The sequence below is a fragment of the Pseudomonas hormoni genome (assembly GCF_018502625.1).
GTDB lineage: Bacteria > Pseudomonadota > Gammaproteobacteria > Pseudomonadales > Pseudomonadaceae > Aquipseudomonas > Aquipseudomonas hormoni.
Window position 1 is genome coordinate 5,687,457 of record NZ_CP075566.1, and the last position, 20,493, is coordinate 5,707,949.

Genomic DNA, 20,493 nt, shown 5'->3' on the forward strand with positions numbered 1-20,493 from the left:
AAATCGCAACCGTCAGGCTGCAATTTTGAGCGCGATGTCGAAAACGACCTAGTCTGACATGACCGGGAAACAGTGAGGTCTTGGTCATGGCAAAGGATAAGAAGTGGGCACAAAAGCAGCCAATGGCTGACAGCTCGAAAATGAACAACAAAGACTACCTGAAAGCGCTACGCGAACTGCACGTCGAAACCGTCAAGCTGCAGGAATGGGTGCGGCACAAGGGCATCAAGGTGTGCATCGTTTTTGAGGGGCGCGACGGCGCTGGCAAGGGCGGCACCATCAAGGCGTTGACCGAGCGGGTGAGCCCACGCATCTTCCGGGTGATAGCGCTAAGTGCACCTACTGAACGCGAGAAAAGTCAGATGTATGTGCAGCGTTACCTGCCGTATCTGCCGGCGGCTGGCGAAGTGGTGATCTTTGATCGCAGTTGGTACAACCGCGCCGGCGTGGAGCGGGTGATGGGGTTCTGCACCAAAGACCAGGTCGCCCGTTTTCTGAAGTCTATCCCCTCGGTGGAACGTTCAATCGTCGATTCGGGCGTCATCCTGATCAAGTACTGGCTGGAAGTCAGCCAGGAAGAGCAGACACGACGGCTCCAGGCTCGCATCAAGGACGGACGCAAAATCTGGAAGCTCACCGGCATGGACCTCAAGTCCTACAGTCGCTGGTATGACTATTCACGCGCACGTGACGACATGTTCAAGATGACCGACACCGAACATGCCCCGTGGTTGGTGGCCAACTCGAATGACAAGCGACGGGCTCGCCTGAACATCATCACCGACCTGCTCAGTCGCATTCCCTATGAGGATGTTCCGAGAGAAGCCGTGAAGTTGCCCAAACGCCAGAAGCCGGGCAGCTATAAAGAACCGAATTATCCACTGCGGTTGATTGCGGAAAAATTCTGAGCTGAATGAAAAAGGGGCAAGGTCCTGTCAATGACAGCGACCTCGCCCCTTGTTTCAGCTGTGGATAACTTATTCCACCGTCACCGACTTCGCCAGGTTACGCGGCTGGTCAACGTCCGTGCCTTTAAGCACCGCGACGTAGTACGAGAGCAACTGCAGCGGGATGGTGTAGAGGATCGGCGACAGGATGTCGTGGATGTGCGGCATGTGCACAACATGGGTGCCTTCGCCGTTGGTCATGCCGGCCTGCTCGTCGGCGAAGACGATCAGTTGGCCGCCACGGGCGCGGACTTCCTGGAGGTTGGACTTCAACTTCTCCAGCAGTTCGTTGTTCGGCGCCACGGTCACCACGGGCATGTCGTTATCCACAAGCGCCAACGGGCCGTGTTTCAGCTCGCCGGCCGGATAGGCCTCGGCGTGGATGTAGGAGATTTCCTTGAGTTTCAAGGCACCTTCCATCGCTACCGGGAATTGCGCGCCACGACCGAGGAACAGCGTGTGATGCTTCTCGGCGAACAGCTCGGCGATTTTTTCCACGGTGCTGTTCATCGCCAGAGCTTCACCAAGACGCGTTGGCAGGCGACGCAGTTCTTCGACCAGGGTGGCTTCGATGCCTTTGGCCAATGTACCGCGAACCTGACCCAGGGACAGGGTCAACAACAGTAGGCCGACCAGCTGAGTGGTAAACGCTTTGGTCGATGCCACACCGATTTCGCGACCGGCTTGGGTCAGCAGAGTCAGGTCGGATTCACGCACCAGCGAGCTGATGCCGACGTTGCAGATGGCCAGGCTGGCGAGGTAGCCCCCTTCTTCTCTTGAAAGCTCCTTGGCGTTACGCAGTGCAGCCAAAGTGTCAGCGGTTTCGCCGGACTGGGAAATGGTCACGAACAGGGTGTCGGGCTGCACCACCACTTTGCGGTAGCGGAATTCGCTGGCGACTTCGACCTGGCAAGGAATGCCGGCCAGCTCTTCGAGCCAGTAACGGGCAACCATGCCGGCGTGGTAGCTGGTGCCGCAAGCGACGATCTGCACGTTACGCACTTTGGCGAACAGCTCGGCGGCCTGTGGGCCGAACGCCTGCACCAGCACGCCGTTCGGGCTCAGGCGACCTTCGAGGGTGCGCTGCACAACAGCCGGTTGCTCGTGGATTTCCTTGAGCATGAAGTGGCGGAACTCGCCCTTGTCAGCCGCTTCGGCGCCGTCGCGGTACTGCACGGTTTCACGTACGACTTCTTTGCCGCTGACGTCCCAGATCTGCACGCTATCGCGACGAATTTCGGCGATATCGCCTTCTTCCAGGTACATGAAGCGGTCAGTGACCTGACGCAGGGCCAACTGGTCGGAGGCAAGGAAGTTTTCCCCCAGGCCCAGACCGATTACCAACGGGCTGCCACTGCGCGCAGCGACCAGGCGATCCGGTTGATCGGCACTGATCACAGCCAGACCGTAAGCACCGTGCAGCTCTTTAACGGTGGCCTTGAGCGCCACGGTCAGATCCTGCAGATCCTTGAGTTTGTGGTTCAACAGGTGGGCGATGACTTCGGTGTCGGTGTCCGAGGTGAACACGTATCCCAGCGCCTTGAGTTGTTCGCGCAGGGCTTCGTGGTTTTCGATGATGCCGTTGTGCACCACTGCCAGATCACCGGAGAAATGCGGGTGAGCATTACGCTCGCACGGCGCACCGTGTGTGGCCCAGCGAGTGTGAGCGATACCGAGGCGACCGATCAGCGGCTCGGCTTCGAGTGCCAGTTCCAGCTCGCTGACTTTGCCAGGGCGGCGCATGCGCTCGAGCTTTGCGTCATTGGTGAAAACCGCCACACCGGCGCTGTCATAGCCACGGTATTCCAGGCGTTTGAGGCCTTCGAGCAGGATGGCGGTGATATTACGTTCTGCGACTGCGCCGACAATTCCACACATGCTATTTCTCCTGACTGACAGCCGCGCATATCAAAGTGATGCCGCGGGCCTGAATCTGATCCCGTGCCTCAAGCGGCAGGCGATCATCGGTAATAAGGGTATGGACACTGCTCCAGGGCAGTTCCAGGTTGGGAATCTTGCGGCCGATCTTGTCGGCCTCCACCATAACGATCACTTCGCGGGCTACATCGGCCATGACCCGGCTCAGTCCCAGCAACTCATTGAAGGTGGTGGTACCGCGCACCAGGTCGATGCCATCGGCACCGATGAACAACTGGTCGAAATCGTACGAACGTAGAACCTGCTCGGCGACTTGCCCCTGAAAGGATTCGGAGTGCGGATCCCAGGTGCCGCCCGTCATCAACAACACCGGTTCGTGTTCGAGTTCGCTCAGGGCGTTGGCGACGTGCAGGGAATTGGTCATCACCACCAAGCCTGGTTGCTGACCCAGTTCGGGGATCATCGCAGCGGTGGTGCTCCCGCTGTCGATGATGATCCGTGCATGCTCGCGAATCCGCGTGACGGCAGCGCGAGCGATGGCCTGCTTATATTTGGAGACTGGCTGACCGATGTCGGCCACCAATTCCTGAGGCATGGTGACGGCACCGCCATAACGGCGCAGCAACAAGCCATTGCTTTCGAGCGCCGCCAGATCCTTGCGAATCGTAACTTCCGAGGTTTCGAAGCGCTTGGCCAACTCATCCACACTGACTTCGCCCTGCTCATTGAGCAAGGCGAGAATATTGTGGCGACGTTGAGGTGTATTGCGTTTCGACATGACTTGGTAAGTTTCGATTCGAAAGATAACGGAAGCAATCAAAACCTATCGGCGAAACTTCGTCAAGCGGGAGGCGATAAAAAGATCTGTGGATAACCTGTAGGAGCGAGCTTGCTCGCGATGGTCGTTAACGATAACGCGGAAAAGCAGGCAACCCGCGGCGTTCTCAAGTTCATCGCGAGCAAGCTCGCTCCTACAAGGGCTGTGGATAACTCAGCTCTTCTTGATCTTCTCCGGCCGCTTCCAGCCATCGATGTTCTTCTGGCGCGCACGGCCCACCGCTAACTGTGCGTTATCCACATTCTGCGTAATGGTCGATCCGGCAGCGGTAGTTGCACCGCTAGAGATATCCACAGGCGCCACCAACGAGTTGTTGGAACCGATGAACACATCTTCACCCAAGACGGTTTTCCACTTGTTGGCGCCGTCATAGTTGCAGGTGATGGTGCCCGCGCCGATGTTGGTGCGCGCACCGATTTCGGCATCGCCCAGGTAGGTCAGGTGACCGGCTTTGGCACCTTCGCCCATATGCGCATTTTTCAGCTCGACAAAGTTACCCACATGGGCGCGAGCCTCCAGCACTGTGCCGGGACGCAGACGGGCGAACGGCCCGGCATCGCTGCCTTCACCGAGAATTGCGCCTTCGATATGACTGTTGGCCTTGATCACCACGCCTTTACGCAGGGTGCTGTCCTTGATCACGCAGTTCGGGCCAATCACCACATCGTCTTCGATGACGACTTTGCCTTCCAGGATCACGTTGATGTCGATCAGCACATCGCGGCCGACGGTGACTTCACCGCGTACGTCGAAACGCGCCGGGTCACGCAGGGTCACGCCTTGGGCCATCAAACGGCGGCCCGCGCGCAATTGATAGTGACGCTCGAGTTCGGAAAGCTGCTTGCGATCGTTGGCGCCCTGCACTTCCATCGCATCGTGAGGCTGCTCGGTCTCCACCACCAGACCATCGCTGACCGCCATGGCAATCACGTCAGTCAGGTAGTACTCGCCTTGGGCGTTGTTGTTGGAGAGACGACTCATCCAGCCACCCAACTGCGCGAACGGCAGCGCCAGGATGCCGGTATTGCCTTCAGTGATCGCGCGCTCGGTTTCGTTGGCGTCTTTCTGCTCGACGATCGCAGTGACCTTGCCGTCGGCATCACGGACGATGCGGCCATAGCCGGTCGGGTCGTCCAGTTCGACGGTCAGCAAGCCCAATTGCTGCGGCGTTACCTGCTTGAGCAGGCGCTGAAGGGTCTCGACTTCGATCAATGGCACGTCGCCGTAGAGAATCAAAACGGTGTCGGACTCAATGAATGGCACCGCTTGAGCTACCGCATGGCCAGTACCCAGCTGTTTGTCCTGCAGGACAAAATTCAGATCATCCGCCGCCAGACGCTCACGAACAACATCGGCACCGTGGCCAATCACCACGTGGATGCGCTGTGGATCAAGTTGCCGCGCGCTGTGGATAACATGGCCAAGCATCGAATTGCCGGCAATCGGGTGCAGCACTTTCGGCAACGCCGAACGCATGCGAGTGCCCTGACCAGCAGCGAGAATAACGATTTCAAGAGACATGACTGGCTACCAATCCTGGGTGGTCAGCGGCTGCGACCAGGTTATGAAAATCGGAAAAGAAAAAAGGGTAGCCGAGGCTACCCTTTTTAATCAATCGCGCAACAAGTGATGGCCTGTTAGTGGCCGAACTTCTTGCGGATCTGCTGGACGGTGCGCAGCTGAGCTGCAGCCTCGGCCAGACGTGCGGCGGCAGAACCGTAATCGAATTCCGCGCCCCGCTCATGCAAGGCCTTCTCGGCAGCCTTAACGGCTTCCTGAGCGGAGGCTTCGTCCAGGTCGGCAGCACGTTGCACGGTGTCGGCAAGAACCTTGACCATGTTCGGCTGAACCTCGAGGAAACCACCGGAGATGTAATACACCTCCTCTTCCCCGCCCTGCTTGACCAGGCGGATCGGGCCAGGCTTGAGATTAGTGATCAGCGGCGCGTGGCCCAGGGCGATACCAAGATCACCCAGTGCACCGTGCGCAATCACCATCTCGACCAGGCCGGAAAAGATTTCTCCTTCCGCACTGACGATATCGCAATGGACTGTCATAGCCATCTGATTGCCTCAACCTAAATTAGCGCCCGTTGCCGGGCGCCGGGATTACAGTTTCTTGGCTTTCTCGATCGCTTCTTCGATGCCGCCGACCATGTAGAACGCTTGTTCTGGCAGGTGGTCGTAGTCACCGTTGAGGATGCCTTTGAAGCCAGCAATGGTGTCTTTCAGGGAAACGTATTTACCCGAAGCACCGGTGAAGACTTCAGCCACGAAGAACGGCTGCGACAAGAAACGCTGGATCTTACGAGCACGGTTTACCAACTGCTTGTCGGCTTCCGACAGCTCGTCCATACCCAGGATCGCAATGATGTCCTTCAGTTCTTTGTAACGCTGCAGAACATACTGTACACCGCGAGCGGTGTCGTAGTGGTCCTGGCCGATTACGTTCGGGTCCAGCTGGCGCGAAGTCGAGTCGAGTGGATCGACCGCCGGGTAGATACCCAGGGAAGCGATGTCACGGGACAGAACGACGGTGGCGTCCAAGTGGGCGAAAGTGGTGGCTGGCGACGGGTCAGTCAAGTCATCCGCAGGTACGTATACCGCCTGGATCGAGGTGATCGAACCGTTTTTGGTCGAAGTGATACGCTCTTGCAGAGTACCCATCTCTTCGGCCAGGGTCGGCTGGTAACCTACTGCGGAAGGCATACGGCCCAGCAGTGCGGATACTTCAGTACCGGCCAGGGTGTAACGGTAGATGTTGTCGACGAACAGCAGAACGTCGTTACCTTCGTCACGGAACTTCTCGGCCATGGTCAGGCCGGTCAGTGCTACGCGCAGACGGTTACCCGGCGGCTCGTTCATCTGACCGTAAACCAGTGCCACTTTGTCCAGAACGTTGGAATCCTTCATCTCGTGGTAGAAGTCGTTACCCTCACGAGTACGCTCACCCACACCGGCGAACACGGAATAACCGCTGTGCTCGATGGCGATGTTACGGATCAGTTCCATCATGTTTACGGTTTTGCCTACACCGGCACCACCGAACAGACCCACTTTACCGCCCTTGGCGAACGGGCAAACCAGGTCGATAACCTTGATGCCGGTTTCCAGCAGGTCGTTGCCGCCCGCTTGTTCAGCGAAGGTTGGCGCAGGACGGTGAATGCCCCAGCGCTCTTCGGTGTCGATCGGACCAGCTTCGTCGATCGGGTTACCCAGTACGTCCATGATCCGGCCCAGAGTCGCTTTACCGACCGGTACGGAGATGGCTGCGCCAGAGTCGGTGACTTCCAGACCGCGCTTCAAGCCCTCGGTGGAACCCATCGCAATGGTACGAACCACGCCGTCGCCCAGCTGCTGCTGAACTTCCAGGGTGGTTTCGGCCGCGCTCACTACTTTCAGCGCGTTGTAGATGCTCGGTACGCTGTCGCGTGGAAATTCCACGTCGATAACGGCGCCGATGATTTGAACGATACGTCCGCTACTCATAGCTGGATCCTCTGAATATTTGAACCGTTAAACCGCGGCAGCGCCGCCGACGATTTCCGAGATCTCTTGGGTGATCGCAGCCTGACGCGCCTTGTTGTAGACCAGCTGCAAATCGCTGATCAAATCACCGGCGTTGTCGGTAGCGTTCTTCATCGCGATCATCCGCGCAGCTTGCTCAGCCGCGTTGTTCTCGACCACCGCCTGGTAGACCTGCGACTCCACGTAGCGGACCATCAAGCCGTCAAGCAGCTCTTTGGCGTCCGGTTCGTACAGATAATCCCAGTGGTGCTTGAGTTCTTGATCCGGGGTTGCCACCAGTGGAATCAACTGCTCCACGGTTGGCGTTTGCGTCATGGTGTTGATGAACTTGTTGGACACCACGGACAGGCGATCAATACGGCCGTCCAGGTAGGCATCCAGCATCACCTTGACGCTGCCGATCAGGTCATTGATCGACGGCTCTTCACCCAGGTGGCTGATAGCTGCTACGACGTTACCGCCGAAGTTGCGGAAGAAAGCCGCACCCTTGCTACCAACAACACACAGATCGATCTCGACGCCGTTTTCACGGTTTTTCGCCATGTCCTTGACCAAGGCCTTGAACAGGTTGGTGTTCAAGCCACCACACAGACCACGGTCACTGCTCACCACAACGTAACCGACGCGCTTTACTTCACGGTCGATCATGAACGGGTGGCGATATTCCGGGTTAGCGTTGGCCAAATGACCAATAACCTGGCGGATGCGCTCCGCGTAAGGACGGCTAGCAGCCATGCGCATTTGTGCCTTGCGCATTTTACTGACCGCCACTTTTTCCATGGCGCTGGTAATCTTTTGCGTGCTTTTGATGCTCGCAATCTTACTGCGAATCTCTTTTGCGCCTGCCATGTAACACCTATCAGGTTAGCAAGCGGGAGCCTTGCGGCCCCCGCTGCGGCTTACCAGGTTTGGGTGGCCTTGAACTTCTCGATACCGGCTTTCATGCCAGCGTCGATTTCGTCATTGAAGTCACCCTTCACGTTGATCTTCGCCATCAAATCGGCGTGATCGCGGTTGAAGAAAGCAATCAGCGCTTGTTCGAAGCTGCCGATCTTGGCGATTTCAACGTCAGTCAGGAACCCACGCTCAGCGGCATACAGCGACAGCGCCATGTCAGCGATCGACATTGGTGCGTATTGCTTCTGCTTCATCAGCTCGGTAACGCGCTGACCATGCTCAAGTTGCTTACGGGTCGCTTCGTCCAGGTCAGAAGCGAACTGGGCGAATGCCGCCAGTTCACGGTACTGAGCCAGAGCGGTACGGATACCACCGGAGAGCTTCTTGATGATCTTGGTCTGAGCGGCACCACCCACACGGGATACCGAAACACCGGCGTTCACAGCAGGACGGATCCCGGAGTTGAACATGGCCGATTCCAGGAAGATCTGACCGTCGGTGATGGAAATCACGTTGGTCGGAACGAACGCGGAAACGTCGCCAGCCTGGGTTTCGATGATCGGCAGTGCGGTCAGGGAACCGGTTTTGCCGGTCACTGCGCCGTTGGTGAACTTCTCTACGTATTCTTCCGAAACGCGGGATGCGCGCTCCAGCAGACGGGAGTGGAGATAGAACACGTCGCCTGGGTAAGCTTCACGGCCTGGTGGACGGCGCAGCAGCAGGGAAATCTGGCGGTAAGCCACTGCTTGCTTGGACAGATCGTCATAAACGATCAGCGCGTCTTCACCGCGGTCGCGGAAGAATTCACCCATGGTGCAACCGGAGTACGGTGCCAGGAATTGCAGTGCTGCAGATTCCGAAGCGCTCGCTGCCACGACGATGGTGTTAGCCAGTGCGCCGTTTTCTTCCAGCTTGCGAACCACGTTGGCGATGGTCGATTGTTTCTGACCGATTGCAACGTAGACGCAGAAAATGCCGCTGTTTTTCTGGTTGATGATCGCGTCGATCGCCAGAGCGGTTTTACCGATCTGACGGTCACCGATGATCAGCTCACGCTGGCCACGGCCGACAGGGATCATGGCATCGACAGCCTTGTAGCCAGTCTGTACAGGCTGGTCTACCGACTTACGCCAGATCACGCCTGGAGCAACTTTCTCGACCGCATCGGTCTCGGTGTTGTTCAGCGGACCTTTGCCGTCAACAGGGTTACCCAGTGCGTCGACTACGCGACCCAGCAGTTCCTTACCAACCGGAACTTCGAGGATACGGCCGGTGCACTTGGCGCTCATGCCTTCAGCCAGAGACTGGTAGGAGCCCAAAACTACGGCACCTACGGAGTCTTGCTCCAGGTTGAGAGCCATACCGAAGACGCCGCCCGGAAACTCGATCATCTCGCCGTACATAACGTCGGCCAGACCGTGAATCCGCACGATACCGTCAGATACGCTGACGACAGTGCCTTCGTTACGGGCTTGGGAGGTCACATCGAGCTTGTCGATGCGGCCCTTGATAATTTCACTTATTTCGGAAGGATTGAGTTGCTGCATTGCTCTGCTGCCCCTTCAAACTCAAGATTTCAATGCTTCGGCAAGATTCGCGAGTTTCCCGCGAACCGAGCCATCGATAACCAGGTCGCCGGCGCGGATGACAATGCCCCCAATAAGGGATTTGTCTTCCTCGACTTGCAGGCGCACTTCCCGGTTGAGTCGTGCACTGAGAACCTTGGCGAGTTTGTCTTGCTGTTCTTGGTTCAATGCAAAAGCACTGGTCACTTCAACGTCTACCGACTTCTCTTGTTCGGCCTTGTACAGGTCGAACAGAGCCGATATCTCCGGCAACAGCGGGAGACGGTCGTTTTCGGCAACGACGTTGATGAAGTTCTGTGCCTTGGCATCAAACTTGTCGCCGCACACGTCAATAAACGTGGCGGCCTTGTCTGCGCTCGTCAGTCGCGGGGCCTTGAGCACGCGCTGCATGGTGTCGTCTTGCGACACTGCTGCAGCCAGGCCGAGCATGGCTGACCAAGAGGCCAGTTGCTGGTGGGCCTGGGCGTGCTCGAAGGCTGCCTTAGCGTAAGGTCGGGCCAACGTGGTCAATTCTGCCATGATCGCCCTCGCTTAAATTTCAGCAGCCAGTTTGTTTACCAGCTCCGCGTGCGCGTTTTGATCGATTGTGGCACCCAGGATCTTCTCGGCGCCGCCGACGGCCAGTGCACCCAGTTGGGCACGCAGCGCGTCTTTGACACTGTTCAGTTCCTGCTCGATCTCGGCCTGAGCCTGAACCTTCACACGGTCAGCGTCGATACGGGCTTTTTCAACAGCCTCTTCAACGATCTGGTTACCGCGTTTCTTGGCTTGCTCAATGATTTCAGCTGCCTGAGCCTTAGCTTCGCGCAGTTGTTGACCCGCTTTATCTTGGGCCAACTCCAGGTCGCGAGCTGCTCGGGCGGCAGCGTCCAGTCCATCCGCGATCTTCTTCTGACGTTCGTGCAAAGCCGCGATGACCGGAGGCCACACGAACTTCATGCAAAACAGTACAAAAATGAAGAACGCAACGGACTGGCCAATCAGGGTTGCATTAATGTTCACGCCAACACCTCGCTCGTTCGTTGCACATCAAACCAATCACTCGAAGGTTCGAGTGATTAGCCAGCGAGTTGACCAACGAATGGGTTCGCGAAGGTGAAGAACAAAGCGATACCAACACCGATCATGGTTACGGCGTCGAGCAGACCGGCAACGATGAACATTTTGACTTGCAGCATTGGAACCATTTCTGGTTGACGCGCTGCGCCTTCCAGGAACTTGCCGCCCAACAGGCCGAAACCAATTGCGGTACCCAGTGCGCCCAGGCCGATCAACAGTGCAACAGCGATAGCGGTTAGACCAACTACAGTTTCCATCTTTCCTCCCGACTTTTACGTCGTATGGTTTAGGTTTTTTAGATTTTAAAGCGGTAAAACAAATCGTTTCATAGCCCTGTTCGGGCACCCACCCGTTTGACCGGGTGGGACATCAGACTAGTCGAGACTGGTCTTAATGGTTCTCTTCGTGCGCCATCGACAGGTAAACGATGGTCAGCATCATGAAGATAAACGCCTGCAGGGTGATGATCAGGATGTGGAACACAGCCCACGCCCACTGCAGAACTATGCCCAGGCCGCTAAGCCAGAGCAGACCGCTGCCGAACATCACAGCAATCAGAATGAAGACCAGTTCGCCGGCGTACATGTTGCCGAACAGACGCAGTGCCAGCGAGATTGGCTTGGCCACCAGCGTCACGAACTCCAGCAGGAAGTTCACCGGAATCAGCAGGGCTTGAACGAAGATGTTCTTGCTGCCGAACGGGTGCAGGGTCAGTTCGCCGAGGAAGCCGCCGATGCCCTTGACCTTGATGCTGTAGAAAATGATCAACGCGAACACCGACAGGGCCATGCCCAGGGTAGCGTTCGGGTCAGTGGTCGATACGGCACGGAATGGAATGTGCGCATCGCCAGTGATCAGGATGGCCAGCTGAGGAATCCAGTCGACCGGGATCAGGTCGACAGCGTTCATCAGGAAGACCCAGACGAAGATGGTCAGTGCCAGCGGTGCAATCACCGGGCTACGGCCATGGAAGCTGTCTTTCACGCTGCCATCGACGAATTCGACCAATACTTCAACGAAGTTCTGCAAAGCACCAGGCTGACCGGAAGTCGCCTTCTTTGCCGCCATGCGGAAAAGAAGAACGAAGATCAGACCCAAAGCGACCGACCAGCCGAGGGTATCGACGTGGAAAGCCCAGAAGCCCATTTCTTTGGCTTCTGCTGCGGTGTGGGCAAAACCCCACCCGCCGGTTGGGTGCTGACCGAAGGTCAGGTTCTGCAAGTGGTGCTGGATATAGCCCGAAGCGGTTGTTTCTGCCATGGTTGCCTCAAACGCCCTAAGGTCTCGAAAGTCTTGTTCTCATCAGCAGGGGCGCGAACCAGCTGACCAGTTGGGTCAACACGAAGACGCCGAATACAGCTAGCGGCGCCAATGGCTTCACACCTGCAAACGTCAACGCAAAAAGCACTGCCGTCAAAATCAGTTTGCCCGCCTCGCCGGCATAAAAAGACCGGACGATGGCTTGAGCTGCTCGGGCGCCGGAAAACCGAAATGCCCTGTGAGCGAAATAAACATTGGGTAGCAAGGCTATCAGGCCTCCGCAGAGTCCTGAGTACCCGGCAACGACTCCGTGCCATTGCCAGAGCGCCAAAGCGGCGATCAGCAAAACGACAAACTGAGCCATCAACACCGGAAAAACTGCCAGGCGATGGAACGGCAAGCGGTTTGGCGTGCGGGTTTCCACCACAATTACTCCCCAATGGTCGGCTGCCAGAATTCAATAACTTGGCATAATTTGTGCCGACAAAATGCGCGCAGAGTATAGGGGCGGTTCTGCCCCTATTCAACTGTCAGGTAGTGATTTCCGACTGCACGCTACATGAGGAAATGTTTCAGCGAATGTGTGCAAGCACACCCTGAAGCTCATCGAGGGAGTTGTAACCGATCACCAACTGCCCCTTCCCCTTCTTTCCGTGTCGGATCTGCACCGCAGAGCCTAGGCGCTCAGCCAGGCGCTGCTCGAGTCGGGCGATATCCGGGTCCGGTTTTACCGGTTCGGCAGGCTCCTGTTTGCCACTCAACCACTGGCGAACCAGTGCCTCAGTCTGGCGCACAGTCAGCCCCCGTGCGACAACATGTCGCGCCCCTTCAACCTGTTGATTTTCCGGCAAACCAAGCAAAGCTCGCGCATGACCCATTTCCAGATCACCGTGGGACAGCATGGTTTTGATAACTTCCGGCAACGCGATCAAGCGTAGCAGGTTGGCCACGGTCACGCGGGACTTGCCCACCGCTTCGGCCACTTGTTGCTGAGTCAGCTGGAATTCCTGCTGCAAACGCTGCAGGGCGACCGCTTCCTCGATCGGATTGAGGTCTTCGCGCTGGATGTTCTCGATCAGCGCCATGGCGATGGCGGTTTCATCCGGCACATCGCGAACCATCGCCGGGATGGTTTCCTGGCCAGCCTGCTGGCTAGCCCGCCAGCGGCGTTCGCCGGCAATGATTTCGAAGCGTCCGCTGCCGATCGGACGAACCACGATCGGCTGCATCACGCCTTGGGCCTTGATCGACTGCGCCAGTTCTTCCAGCGCTTGCGGGTCCATGTCCCGACGCGGCTGGTACTTGCCGCGCTGGATCAGGTCCAGGGGCAAATGCTGCAGCTCACGCTGATCGGCTTGTACCGCCTGCTCTTCCAGCGAGCTGACAGTCGGACCGCTCAGCAGTGCATCCAGTCCACGTCCGAGACCTCGTTTCTTGACGGCCATGGGGATTCCTTAAGTTGCCTGAGCAGCGGCGGTGCGTGAGTTTTTGCGTTGACGGCGAACCATCTCGCCCGCCAATGCCAGATAGGCAATGGCGCCCCGTGATGTTTTGTCGTACGCCAGCGCCGGCATGCCATAGCTTGGTGCTTCGGCCAGGCGGATGTTGCGCGGAATGACGGTGTCGTAGAGCTGCTCGCCGAAGTGTTCCTTGAGCTGAGCCGACACGTCGTTCATCAGGCTCAGGCGCGGGTCGTACATCGTGCGCAACAAGCCTTCGACTTTGAGGTTCGGGTTCAACAGTTCAGCGATGCGCTTGATGTTATCCACAAGGTCGCTCAAGCCTTCGAGCGCGAAGTACTCGCACTGCATGGGGATAATTACCCCGTCAGCCGCGACCAGAGCGTTTAGTGTCAGCATCGACAGCGACGGCGGGCAGTCGATCAAAATGTAATCGTAGTTTTCACGGATCGGCGCCAACGCGCTGCGCAAGCGGCTTTCCTTCATCTGCATTTCCAGCAGAACCACTTCGGCCGCGGTCAGGTCACGGTTGGCCGGCAACAACTGGTAACCACCGTGCTCGGAGTAGTGCATGGCCTGGGCCAGGTCGCACTCGCCGATCAGCAAGTCGTAAACCGAATTTTCCAGACCGTGTTTATCCACACCGCTACCCATGGTGGCGTTGCCCTGTGGATCGAGATCGATCAACAGCACCCGTCGCTTGGTAGCGACCAAGGAAGCTGCGAGGTTGATGCAGGTGGTGGTTTTGCCCACACCACCCTTTTGGTTCGCTATCGCGAATACCTTAGCCATTCTTGCTTGTGTTCCCAATCATGCCGTGCGGCGCAGTATCAGCAGATGGCGTTGGCCTTGGCAACCAGGTACGGCCAGGGCGTGTTCGCTATCGAGGTGGAAGTCTGCCGGCAATGCTACCAGCTCATCAGCCGGATGAACGCCCTTCATTGCCAGCCAGCGTGTATCGGCATCGCCCAAGTGGCGAGTCCAGTTGCTGAAGTTCTCCATGCTGCTGAACGCCCGAGAAATAATCCCGTTGAAAGGCTGTGCAGGCTGGAAGGCTTCGACGCGACTGTGGATAACTTGCAGGTTATCCAGTTTGAGTTCGAGTTTGACCTGAGTCAGGAAGCGGGTTTTCTTGCCGTTGCTGTCCAGGCAGGTCACTTGCGACTCTGGAAACAGGATGGCCAGCGGAATACCCGGCATGCCGCCGCCGCTGCCAACGTCCAGCCAGCGTCCGTTCTCGATGAACGACATCACGCTCAAACTATCGAGCAGGTGACGCGAGACCATTTCGTTCGGGTCGCGCACAGCGGTCAGGTTGTAGGCCTTGTTCCATTTGATCAACAGGGCCAGATAGCCCAGCAACTGCGCGTGCTGGGTTTCGGTCAGTGTGACACCGAGCTGGCGAGCACCTGTGGATAACTCTTCGGCGTGTTGCGAGGTGACCAACGAACTCAAGCGCTTTGCTCCAACTGACGGCCCGCGCCGCGTTTTTTCAAATGAATCATCAACAGCGAAATCGCTGCTGGCGTAACGCCCGGAATACGCGACGCCTGGCCCAGGGTCTCTGGACGGGTCGCACCGAGCTTGCTCTGGATCTCTTTGGAGAGACCGGAAATGTTCGTGTAATCGATATCCACAGGCAGTTTTGTGTCTTCACTGGCCCGCAAACGCGCGATTTCATCCTGTTGACGATCGATGTAACCGGCGTATTTGGTCTTGATTTCGACCTGCTCGGCGACTTGTGGATCTTCTGCACCACCGCCGGTCACGGCGATCAGACCAGCGTAGTCGATTTCCGGACGACTCAGCAGGTTGAGCAAGTTGTATTCGTGGGTCAGCGGCGTACCGAATTTTTCGGAAATCGCATCGCCCTGCTCGGTGCCCGGGCGAACCCAGGTGCTTTTCAAACGTTGTTCTTCCACAGCGATGCTTTCGCGTTTGGTGCAGAAAGCCGCCCAGCGCGCATCATCGACCAGACCCAGTTCGCGACCTTTTTCGGTCAAGCGCAGATCGGCGTTGTCTTCGCGCAGGATCAGGCGGTATTCGGCGCGGGATGTGAACATCCGGTACGGTTCCTGAGTACCCAATGTAATCAGGTCGTCGACCAAAACGCCGATGTACGCCTCGTCGCGACGCGGGCACCAGGCGTCTTTGCCCTGAGCGCGCAGTGCGGCGTTGGCCCCGGCCAGCAAACCTTGGGCGCCGGCCTCTTCATAACCGGTGGTGCCATTGATCTGTCCAGCGAAAAACAGACCGCCGATCACTTTGGTTTCCAGGCTGTACTTCAGGTCACGCGGGTCGAAGTAGTCGTATTCAATGGCGTAGCCCGGACGCACGATGTGCGCGTTCTCCATGCCGCGGATCGATTGCACGATCTGCAATTGCACGTCGAACGGCAGGGATGTGGATATCCCGTTCGGGTACAGCTCGTGCGTGGTCAAACCTTCCGGCTCGATGAAGACCTGATGGCTTTCCTTGTCGGCAAAGCGGTGGATCTTGTCTTCGATCGACGGGCAGTAACGCGGGCCGATGCCTTCGATCAACCCTGCATCGGAATACATCGGCGAACGGTCGAGGTTCGCTGCGATGATCTCGTGAGTCCGTGCGTTGGTGTGGGTAATCCAGCAGCTCACCTGTTTCGGATGCTGCTCTTTGGAACCCATGAACGACATCACCGGGATTGGCGTATCGCCGGCTTGCTCGGTCATCACCGAGAAATCCACGGATCGACCGTCGATGCGCGGCGGTGTTCCTGTTTTCAAGCGGCCAACACGCAGTGGCAATTCACGCAGGCGGTGAGCTAGAGCAATCGATGGCGGATCGCCGGCGCGACCACCGGAATAATTCTGCATGCCTATGTGGATAAGTCCGCCGAGGAAGGTGCCAGTGGTCAATACCACGGAATCCGCGAGGAAACGCAGGCCCATTTGGGTGACAACACCACGCACTTGTTCCTGTTCGACGATCAGGTCATCGGCGGCTTGTTGAAATATCCACAGGTTCGGCTGGTTTTCCAATGCTTCGCGGACAGCGGCCTTGTACAGAACCCGGTCTGCCTGAGCGCGAGTTGCACGCACGGCCGGGCCTTTGCGGCTGTTCAGAACGCGAAACTGGATACCACCTTTATCGGTTGCCATGGCCATCGCGCCGCCGAGGGCATCGATTTCTTTCACCAGATGGCTTTTGCCGATCCCGCCAATGGCCGGGTTGCAACTCATGGCACCGAGGGTTTCCACGTTATGCGTCAGCAACAGGGTTTTTGCACCCATGCGTGCTGACGCCAGTGCTGCCTCGGTACCGGCATGACCGCCGCCGATGACGATCACTTCAAAACGGGAAGGGAAATCCACCACGCACCTCGTGCCTGCTTCAGTTAGGTAATCAGGAATAGTTTGAGCTCAGGTTTTTGGACCTGGGCGGCAAGTATAGGGACTTCGCCCTTCCTAAAGAACCCTTTGCACAAAATTTAACCAGCTGTGGAGAAGTCGGGGTTATAGAAATTAAAAAGAGAGAAATTTATTAAATCTTTGTTTTTATGTTTATTTCTACTGAGGTGCCTTTCTGTGGATAGATCTCTACAGGCCTTTATATTCAATATGTACAGAGATTCAAAACCCTGTGGTCATGTGCCAATGAGGCCCTTGGATAACCGGTTTAAGCCTGTGGATGAAAGGGGTGGTTATCCACAGAGGCGGTTATCTTCAGTTTTGAGGCCCTGTTATCAACTGCCCTTAGTGGCAGTTATTCACAGGGCTTAATCCACAGAAAAGCGGCGATTGACCAAATCCCGGGCACGGGAAATCCGCCCAGGCAGAAAGAATCTGCTCGGCACAGGAGACAATTCATGAAAAGGGATGAGAACAGACAGGCGCGAATGGCCTGTCTGTGGACAACAGAAGGACTATTTGCCGATACAGAAGCTGGAAAAGATCCGGCCCAGCAGATCATCGGAGCTGAATGCGCCGGTTATTTCACCCAAAGCGTGCTGTGCCTGGCGCAAATCCTCTGCCAGCAATTCACCGGCACCTGCCAGGGTCAGCTGTGCACGACCGTGCTCGAGGGAAGCACTGGCATGACGCAATGCTTCAAGGTGACGCCTGCGAGCACTGAAGCTGCTTTCCGAGGTCTGCTCATAGCCCATGCAGGCCTTGAGGTGGTCACGCAGCAACTCCAGGCCCTCACCTGCAGATTTGGCGCTGAGGCTGATGGTGACGTGGCCATCCTCGCTGACTTCCAGGGCAATAGCTTCACCGGTCAGGTCTGCCTTGTTTCGGATCAGCGTGACTTTGGCCGGATCCGGGCGGCTCTCCAGGAATTCCGGCCATAGCGCGAATGGATCAAGTGCTTCAGGGGCGGTGGCATCGACGACCAGCAGCACGCGATCTGCCTCACCGATGGCTTTCAACGCCCGTTCCACACCTATTTTTTCCACATGGTCATCGGTATCTCGCAGACCAGCGGTATCCACCACGTGCAACGGCATGCCATCGATGTGGATATGTTCGCGAAGAATGTCCCGGGTCGTGCCGGCAATCTCGGTCACGATCGCGGCTTCTCGCCCAGCCAGAGCGTTCAGCAAGCTGGATTTGCCGGCATTCGGCCGACCGGCGATGACCACCGTCATACCATCGCGCAACAAGGCACCCTGCCCGGCTTCTCGCAGTACGGTGGATAACTCGTCGCGTACTTTGTCGAGCATGCTCAACACGTGGCCATCGGCAAGGAAGTCGATTTCTTCTTCCGGAAAGTCGATCGCCGCTTCGACATAGATTCGCAAGCCAATCAGTTGCTCGGTGAGGTTATGCACGCGTTCGGAAAAGGCACCCTGCAAGGAACGCAGTGCATTTCGCGCAGCCTGTGCAGAACTTGCCTCGATCAAATCGGCAATAGCTTCGGCCTGGGCGAGGTCGAGTTTGTCGTTGAGGAACGCACGCTCACTGAATTCACCCGGACGGGCCAGACGGCAACCCAATTCCAGACAACGTTTGAGCAGTATATCGAGAACGATCGGGCCGCCATGGCCCTGGAGTTCCAGCACATCTTCGCCGGTGAACGAGTTCGGTCCGGGGAAATAAAGCGCGATGCCCTGATCAAGCACCTCATCGTTTTCACTCAGGAACGGGCCATAGTGGGCAAATCGCGGCTTGAGTTCACGACCACTGAACGCTTTGGCCGCAACGCTCGCCAACGGCCCGGAAATACGGACGATGCCCACACCGCCGCGACCTTGAGCGGTGGCAACGGCGGCGATGGTTTCACGAGGAACGCTCATAAACCGGTATCCAGACAAAAGTGACAGATAGCAAAACGCCCCACTAGGGGGCGTTTTGAGTGGTTACCCACAGAGTAAGTTACGCCTCGGCTTTTTTGGTAGCCGCTTCGATCTTACGCGTGATGTACCACTGTTGGGCGATGGACAGGCAGTTGTTCACTACCCAGTACAGCACCAGACCAGCCGGGAACCACAGGAAGAAGAAGGTGAAGATGATAGGCATCAGCTTCATTACCTTGGCCTGCATCGGATCCGGAGGAGTCGGGTTCAACTGCTGCTGGATGAACATGGTTGCACCCATGATGATCGGCAGAATGAAGAACGGGTCCTTGATCGACAGGTCAGTAATCCACAGCATGAACGGAGCCTGGCGCATTTCAACGCTTTCAAGCAGAACCCAGTACAGCGAAAGGAAAACCGGCATTTGCACGAGGATTGGCAAGCAACCACCCAGCGGATTGATCTTCTCTTTCTTGTACAGCTCCATCATGGCTTGCGACATTTTCTGCCGGTCATCGCCATGTTGCTCTTTCAGCGCAGCCAGTTTCGGAGCCACTGCACGCATACGGGCCATGGATTTGTAGCTGGCTGCCGACAGCGGGAAGAAAATCCCTTTGATCAGCATGGTCAGGAAGATGATCGACCAGCCCCAGTTACCGACCAGCGCGTGGATGTGTTGCAGCAACCAGAAGATTGGCTGGGCAATGAACCACAGAATGCCGTAGTCGACAGTCAGCTCCAGACCTGGGGACAACTCTTTCAGCACAGCCTGGCTTTTCGGACCGGCGTACAGAACGGCGCTGGTTTCGGCTTTCGCACCAGGGGCAACAGTCATTGCCGGGGCGGTGTAGCCGATGATGTAGTTGCCTTTGCTGTCTTTGCGGGTCTGGACGACGTTGTTTTCGCCCTTCGCCGGAATCCATGCGGTCACGAAGTAGTGTTGCAACCAGGCAACCCAACCACCGCTGACGGTTTCTTTCAGCTGAGCCTTGTCCATGTCCTTCATCGACACTTTCTTGTACGGCTCGTTACTTGTCCACAGGGCGGCGCCCAGGTAAGTCGCGGTGCCAGTGGCGGTGCTGGAAGAAGGATCGGAGCTGGCGTCACGCTTCAATTGCGCGAACATCGCACCGGACCAGGGCTGTGCACTCTGGTTGTCGATCAGGTAGGAAACGGTTACGTCGTACAAGCCACGTTTCAGGGTGAAACGCTTGATGTAGTTGACGCCGTCCTTGCTGAACTTCAGGTCCACGACCAATTGGTCCTGACCGTCAGCCAGTTGGTAAATCTTCTTCTCCGAGGCGAAAACCGGACGACCGGCAGGACTTGCGTCCGGACCGTTGGTGCCGATCAAACCGCTTTGAGCCAGATAAGTCCGCTCGTTGCCGTTATCGAACAGCTGGAATGGAATTTCCGGATGGTCCTGGCGACGTGGATACAGCGGCAGCGTCAACTGGGCAACATCACCACCTTGTGGATCGATAGCCAGGTTGAGCACATCCGTTTTGATCTGGATGAGGTCTTTGCTTGCAGCTACTGGCGTTTCAGCAGGAGCAGTAGCACTGGTATCGCTTGCGGCGCGTGGAATGTCGTCACTGACAGAAGCATTATTGCCAGTCGCCGTATCCGGTAGGCCCGGTGCGGTAGTACTGGAAGCAACATTCTGAGTCGGCAGGGCAGCCTGGCCATAGTCCTGGTTCCATTTAAGAACCATAACGTAGGACACGATTGCCAGGGCGACGATCAGGATCGTGCGTTTGATATCCATG

19 protein-coding genes are annotated in these 20,493 nt (G+C 57.1%); 1 reads left to right on the forward strand and 18 read right to left on the reverse strand.

Features of this window, described 5'->3' with window-relative positions; all coding sequences use genetic code 11:
* Positions 1-86: 86 nt before the first annotated feature.
* Entirely contained in the window at positions 87-908 is an 822-nt protein-coding gene (ppk2, locus tag KJF94_RS26460) for a polyphosphate kinase 2 (protein WP_214379981.1), read from the forward strand.
* A 69-nt stretch (positions 909-977) separates the two neighbouring features.
* Here the strand turns inward: ppk2 and glmS are convergent, their stop codons facing one another.
* The 18 genes from glmS to yidC all read right to left on the reverse strand — a co-directional run bounded on the left by glmS (position 978) and on the right by yidC (position 20,492).
* Complete coding sequence (gene glmS, locus KJF94_RS26465; RefSeq protein WP_214379982.1) at positions 978-2,825, reverse strand: glutamine--fructose-6-phosphate transaminase (isomerizing); 1,848 nt, start codon at positions 2,823-2,825, stop codon at positions 978-980.
* A gap of 1 nt (position 2,826) precedes the next feature.
* On the reverse strand, positions 2,827-3,603 hold the full coding sequence (locus tag KJF94_RS26470) for a DeoR/GlpR family DNA-binding transcription regulator (protein WP_017341696.1): 777 nt from the start codon (positions 3,601-3,603) through the stop codon (positions 2,827-2,829).
* 213 nt (positions 3,604-3,816) lie between these two features.
* Complete coding sequence (gene glmU, locus KJF94_RS26475) at positions 3,817-5,184, reverse strand: bifunctional UDP-N-acetylglucosamine diphosphorylase/glucosamine-1-phosphate N-acetyltransferase GlmU (protein ID WP_214379983.1); 1,368 nt, start codon at positions 5,182-5,184, stop codon at positions 3,817-3,819.
* A gap of 116 nt (positions 5,185-5,300) precedes the next feature.
* The gene (locus KJF94_RS26480) at positions 5,301-5,726 is read right to left on the reverse strand and encodes a F0F1 ATP synthase subunit epsilon (protein WP_007969909.1); all 426 of its coding nucleotides are present in this window, start codon (positions 5,724-5,726) and stop codon (positions 5,301-5,303) included.
* Positions 5,727-5,771: 45 nt separating this feature from the next.
* Positions 5,772-7,151: a F0F1 ATP synthase subunit beta gene (gene atpD / locus KJF94_RS26485; RefSeq protein ID WP_008155715.1), complete on the reverse strand. Its 1,380-nt coding sequence runs from the start codon at positions 7,149-7,151 to the stop codon at positions 5,772-5,774.
* Positions 7,152-7,178: 27 nt separating this feature from the next.
* Positions 7,179-8,039 carry a F0F1 ATP synthase subunit gamma gene (gene atpG, locus KJF94_RS26490; RefSeq protein ID WP_214379984.1) on the reverse strand — a complete coding sequence of 287 codons (861 nt, stop codon included), beginning with the start codon at positions 8,037-8,039 and terminating at the stop codon, positions 7,179-7,181.
* Between the two features lie 50 nt (positions 8,040-8,089).
* Positions 8,090-9,634: a F0F1 ATP synthase subunit alpha gene (gene atpA / locus KJF94_RS26495; RefSeq protein WP_008155713.1), complete on the reverse strand. Its 1,545-nt coding sequence runs from the start codon at positions 9,632-9,634 to the stop codon at positions 8,090-8,092.
* 21 nt (positions 9,635-9,655) lie between these two features.
* Positions 9,656-10,192 carry a F0F1 ATP synthase subunit delta gene (locus tag KJF94_RS26500; protein WP_054594854.1) on the reverse strand — a complete coding sequence of 179 codons (537 nt, stop codon included), beginning with the start codon at positions 10,190-10,192 and terminating at the stop codon, positions 9,656-9,658.
* Positions 10,193-10,204: 12 nt separating this feature from the next.
* Positions 10,205-10,675, reverse strand: coding sequence for a F0F1 ATP synthase subunit B (locus KJF94_RS26505; protein ID WP_008027535.1), 471 nt, complete (start codon positions 10,673-10,675; stop codon positions 10,205-10,207).
* A 56-nt stretch (positions 10,676-10,731) separates the two neighbouring features.
* Positions 10,732-10,989 (reverse strand): F0F1 ATP synthase subunit C, encoded by a 258-nt coding sequence (gene atpE / locus KJF94_RS26510; protein ID WP_002555987.1) that lies wholly within the window; start codon positions 10,987-10,989, stop codon positions 10,732-10,734.
* Between the two features lie 133 nt (positions 10,990-11,122).
* Positions 11,123-11,992, reverse strand: coding sequence for a F0F1 ATP synthase subunit A (atpB, locus tag KJF94_RS26515; protein WP_214379985.1), 870 nt, complete (start codon positions 11,990-11,992; stop codon positions 11,123-11,125).
* 16 nt (positions 11,993-12,008) lie between these two features.
* Entirely contained in the window at positions 12,009-12,416 is a 408-nt protein-coding gene (locus KJF94_RS26520; RefSeq protein ID WP_008027539.1) for a F0F1 ATP synthase subunit I, read from the reverse strand.
* Positions 12,417-12,564: 148 nt separating this feature from the next.
* Entirely contained in the window at positions 12,565-13,437 is an 873-nt protein-coding gene (locus KJF94_RS26525; protein WP_008027541.1) for a ParB/RepB/Spo0J family partition protein, read from the reverse strand.
* A 9-nt stretch (positions 13,438-13,446) separates the two neighbouring features.
* Positions 13,447-14,244, reverse strand: a complete 798-nt coding sequence (locus tag KJF94_RS26530; RefSeq protein ID WP_027926208.1) for a ParA family protein — start codon at positions 14,242-14,244, stop codon at positions 13,447-13,449.
* A gap of 18 nt (positions 14,245-14,262) precedes the next feature.
* Positions 14,263-14,907, reverse strand: a complete 645-nt coding sequence (gene rsmG, locus KJF94_RS26535; protein WP_214379986.1) for a 16S rRNA (guanine(527)-N(7))-methyltransferase RsmG — start codon at positions 14,905-14,907, stop codon at positions 14,263-14,265.
* On the reverse strand, positions 14,904-16,802 hold the full coding sequence (gene mnmG, locus KJF94_RS26540) for a tRNA uridine-5-carboxymethylaminomethyl(34) synthesis enzyme MnmG (protein ID WP_214379987.1): 1,899 nt from the start codon (positions 16,800-16,802) through the stop codon (positions 14,904-14,906). Before mnmG ends, rsmG begins: the two co-directional genes overlap by 4 nt.
* A gap of 551 nt (positions 16,803-17,353) precedes the next feature.
* Positions 17,354-18,724 (reverse strand): tRNA uridine-5-carboxymethylaminomethyl(34) synthesis GTPase MnmE, encoded by a 1,371-nt coding sequence (gene mnmE / locus KJF94_RS26545; RefSeq protein ID WP_214379988.1) that lies wholly within the window; start codon positions 18,722-18,724, stop codon positions 17,354-17,356.
* A 79-nt stretch (positions 18,725-18,803) separates the two neighbouring features.
* Positions 18,804-20,492, reverse strand: a complete 1,689-nt coding sequence (yidC, locus tag KJF94_RS26550) for a membrane protein insertase YidC (protein WP_214379989.1) — start codon at positions 20,490-20,492, stop codon at positions 18,804-18,806.
* Position 20,493 lies beyond the last annotated feature (1 nt).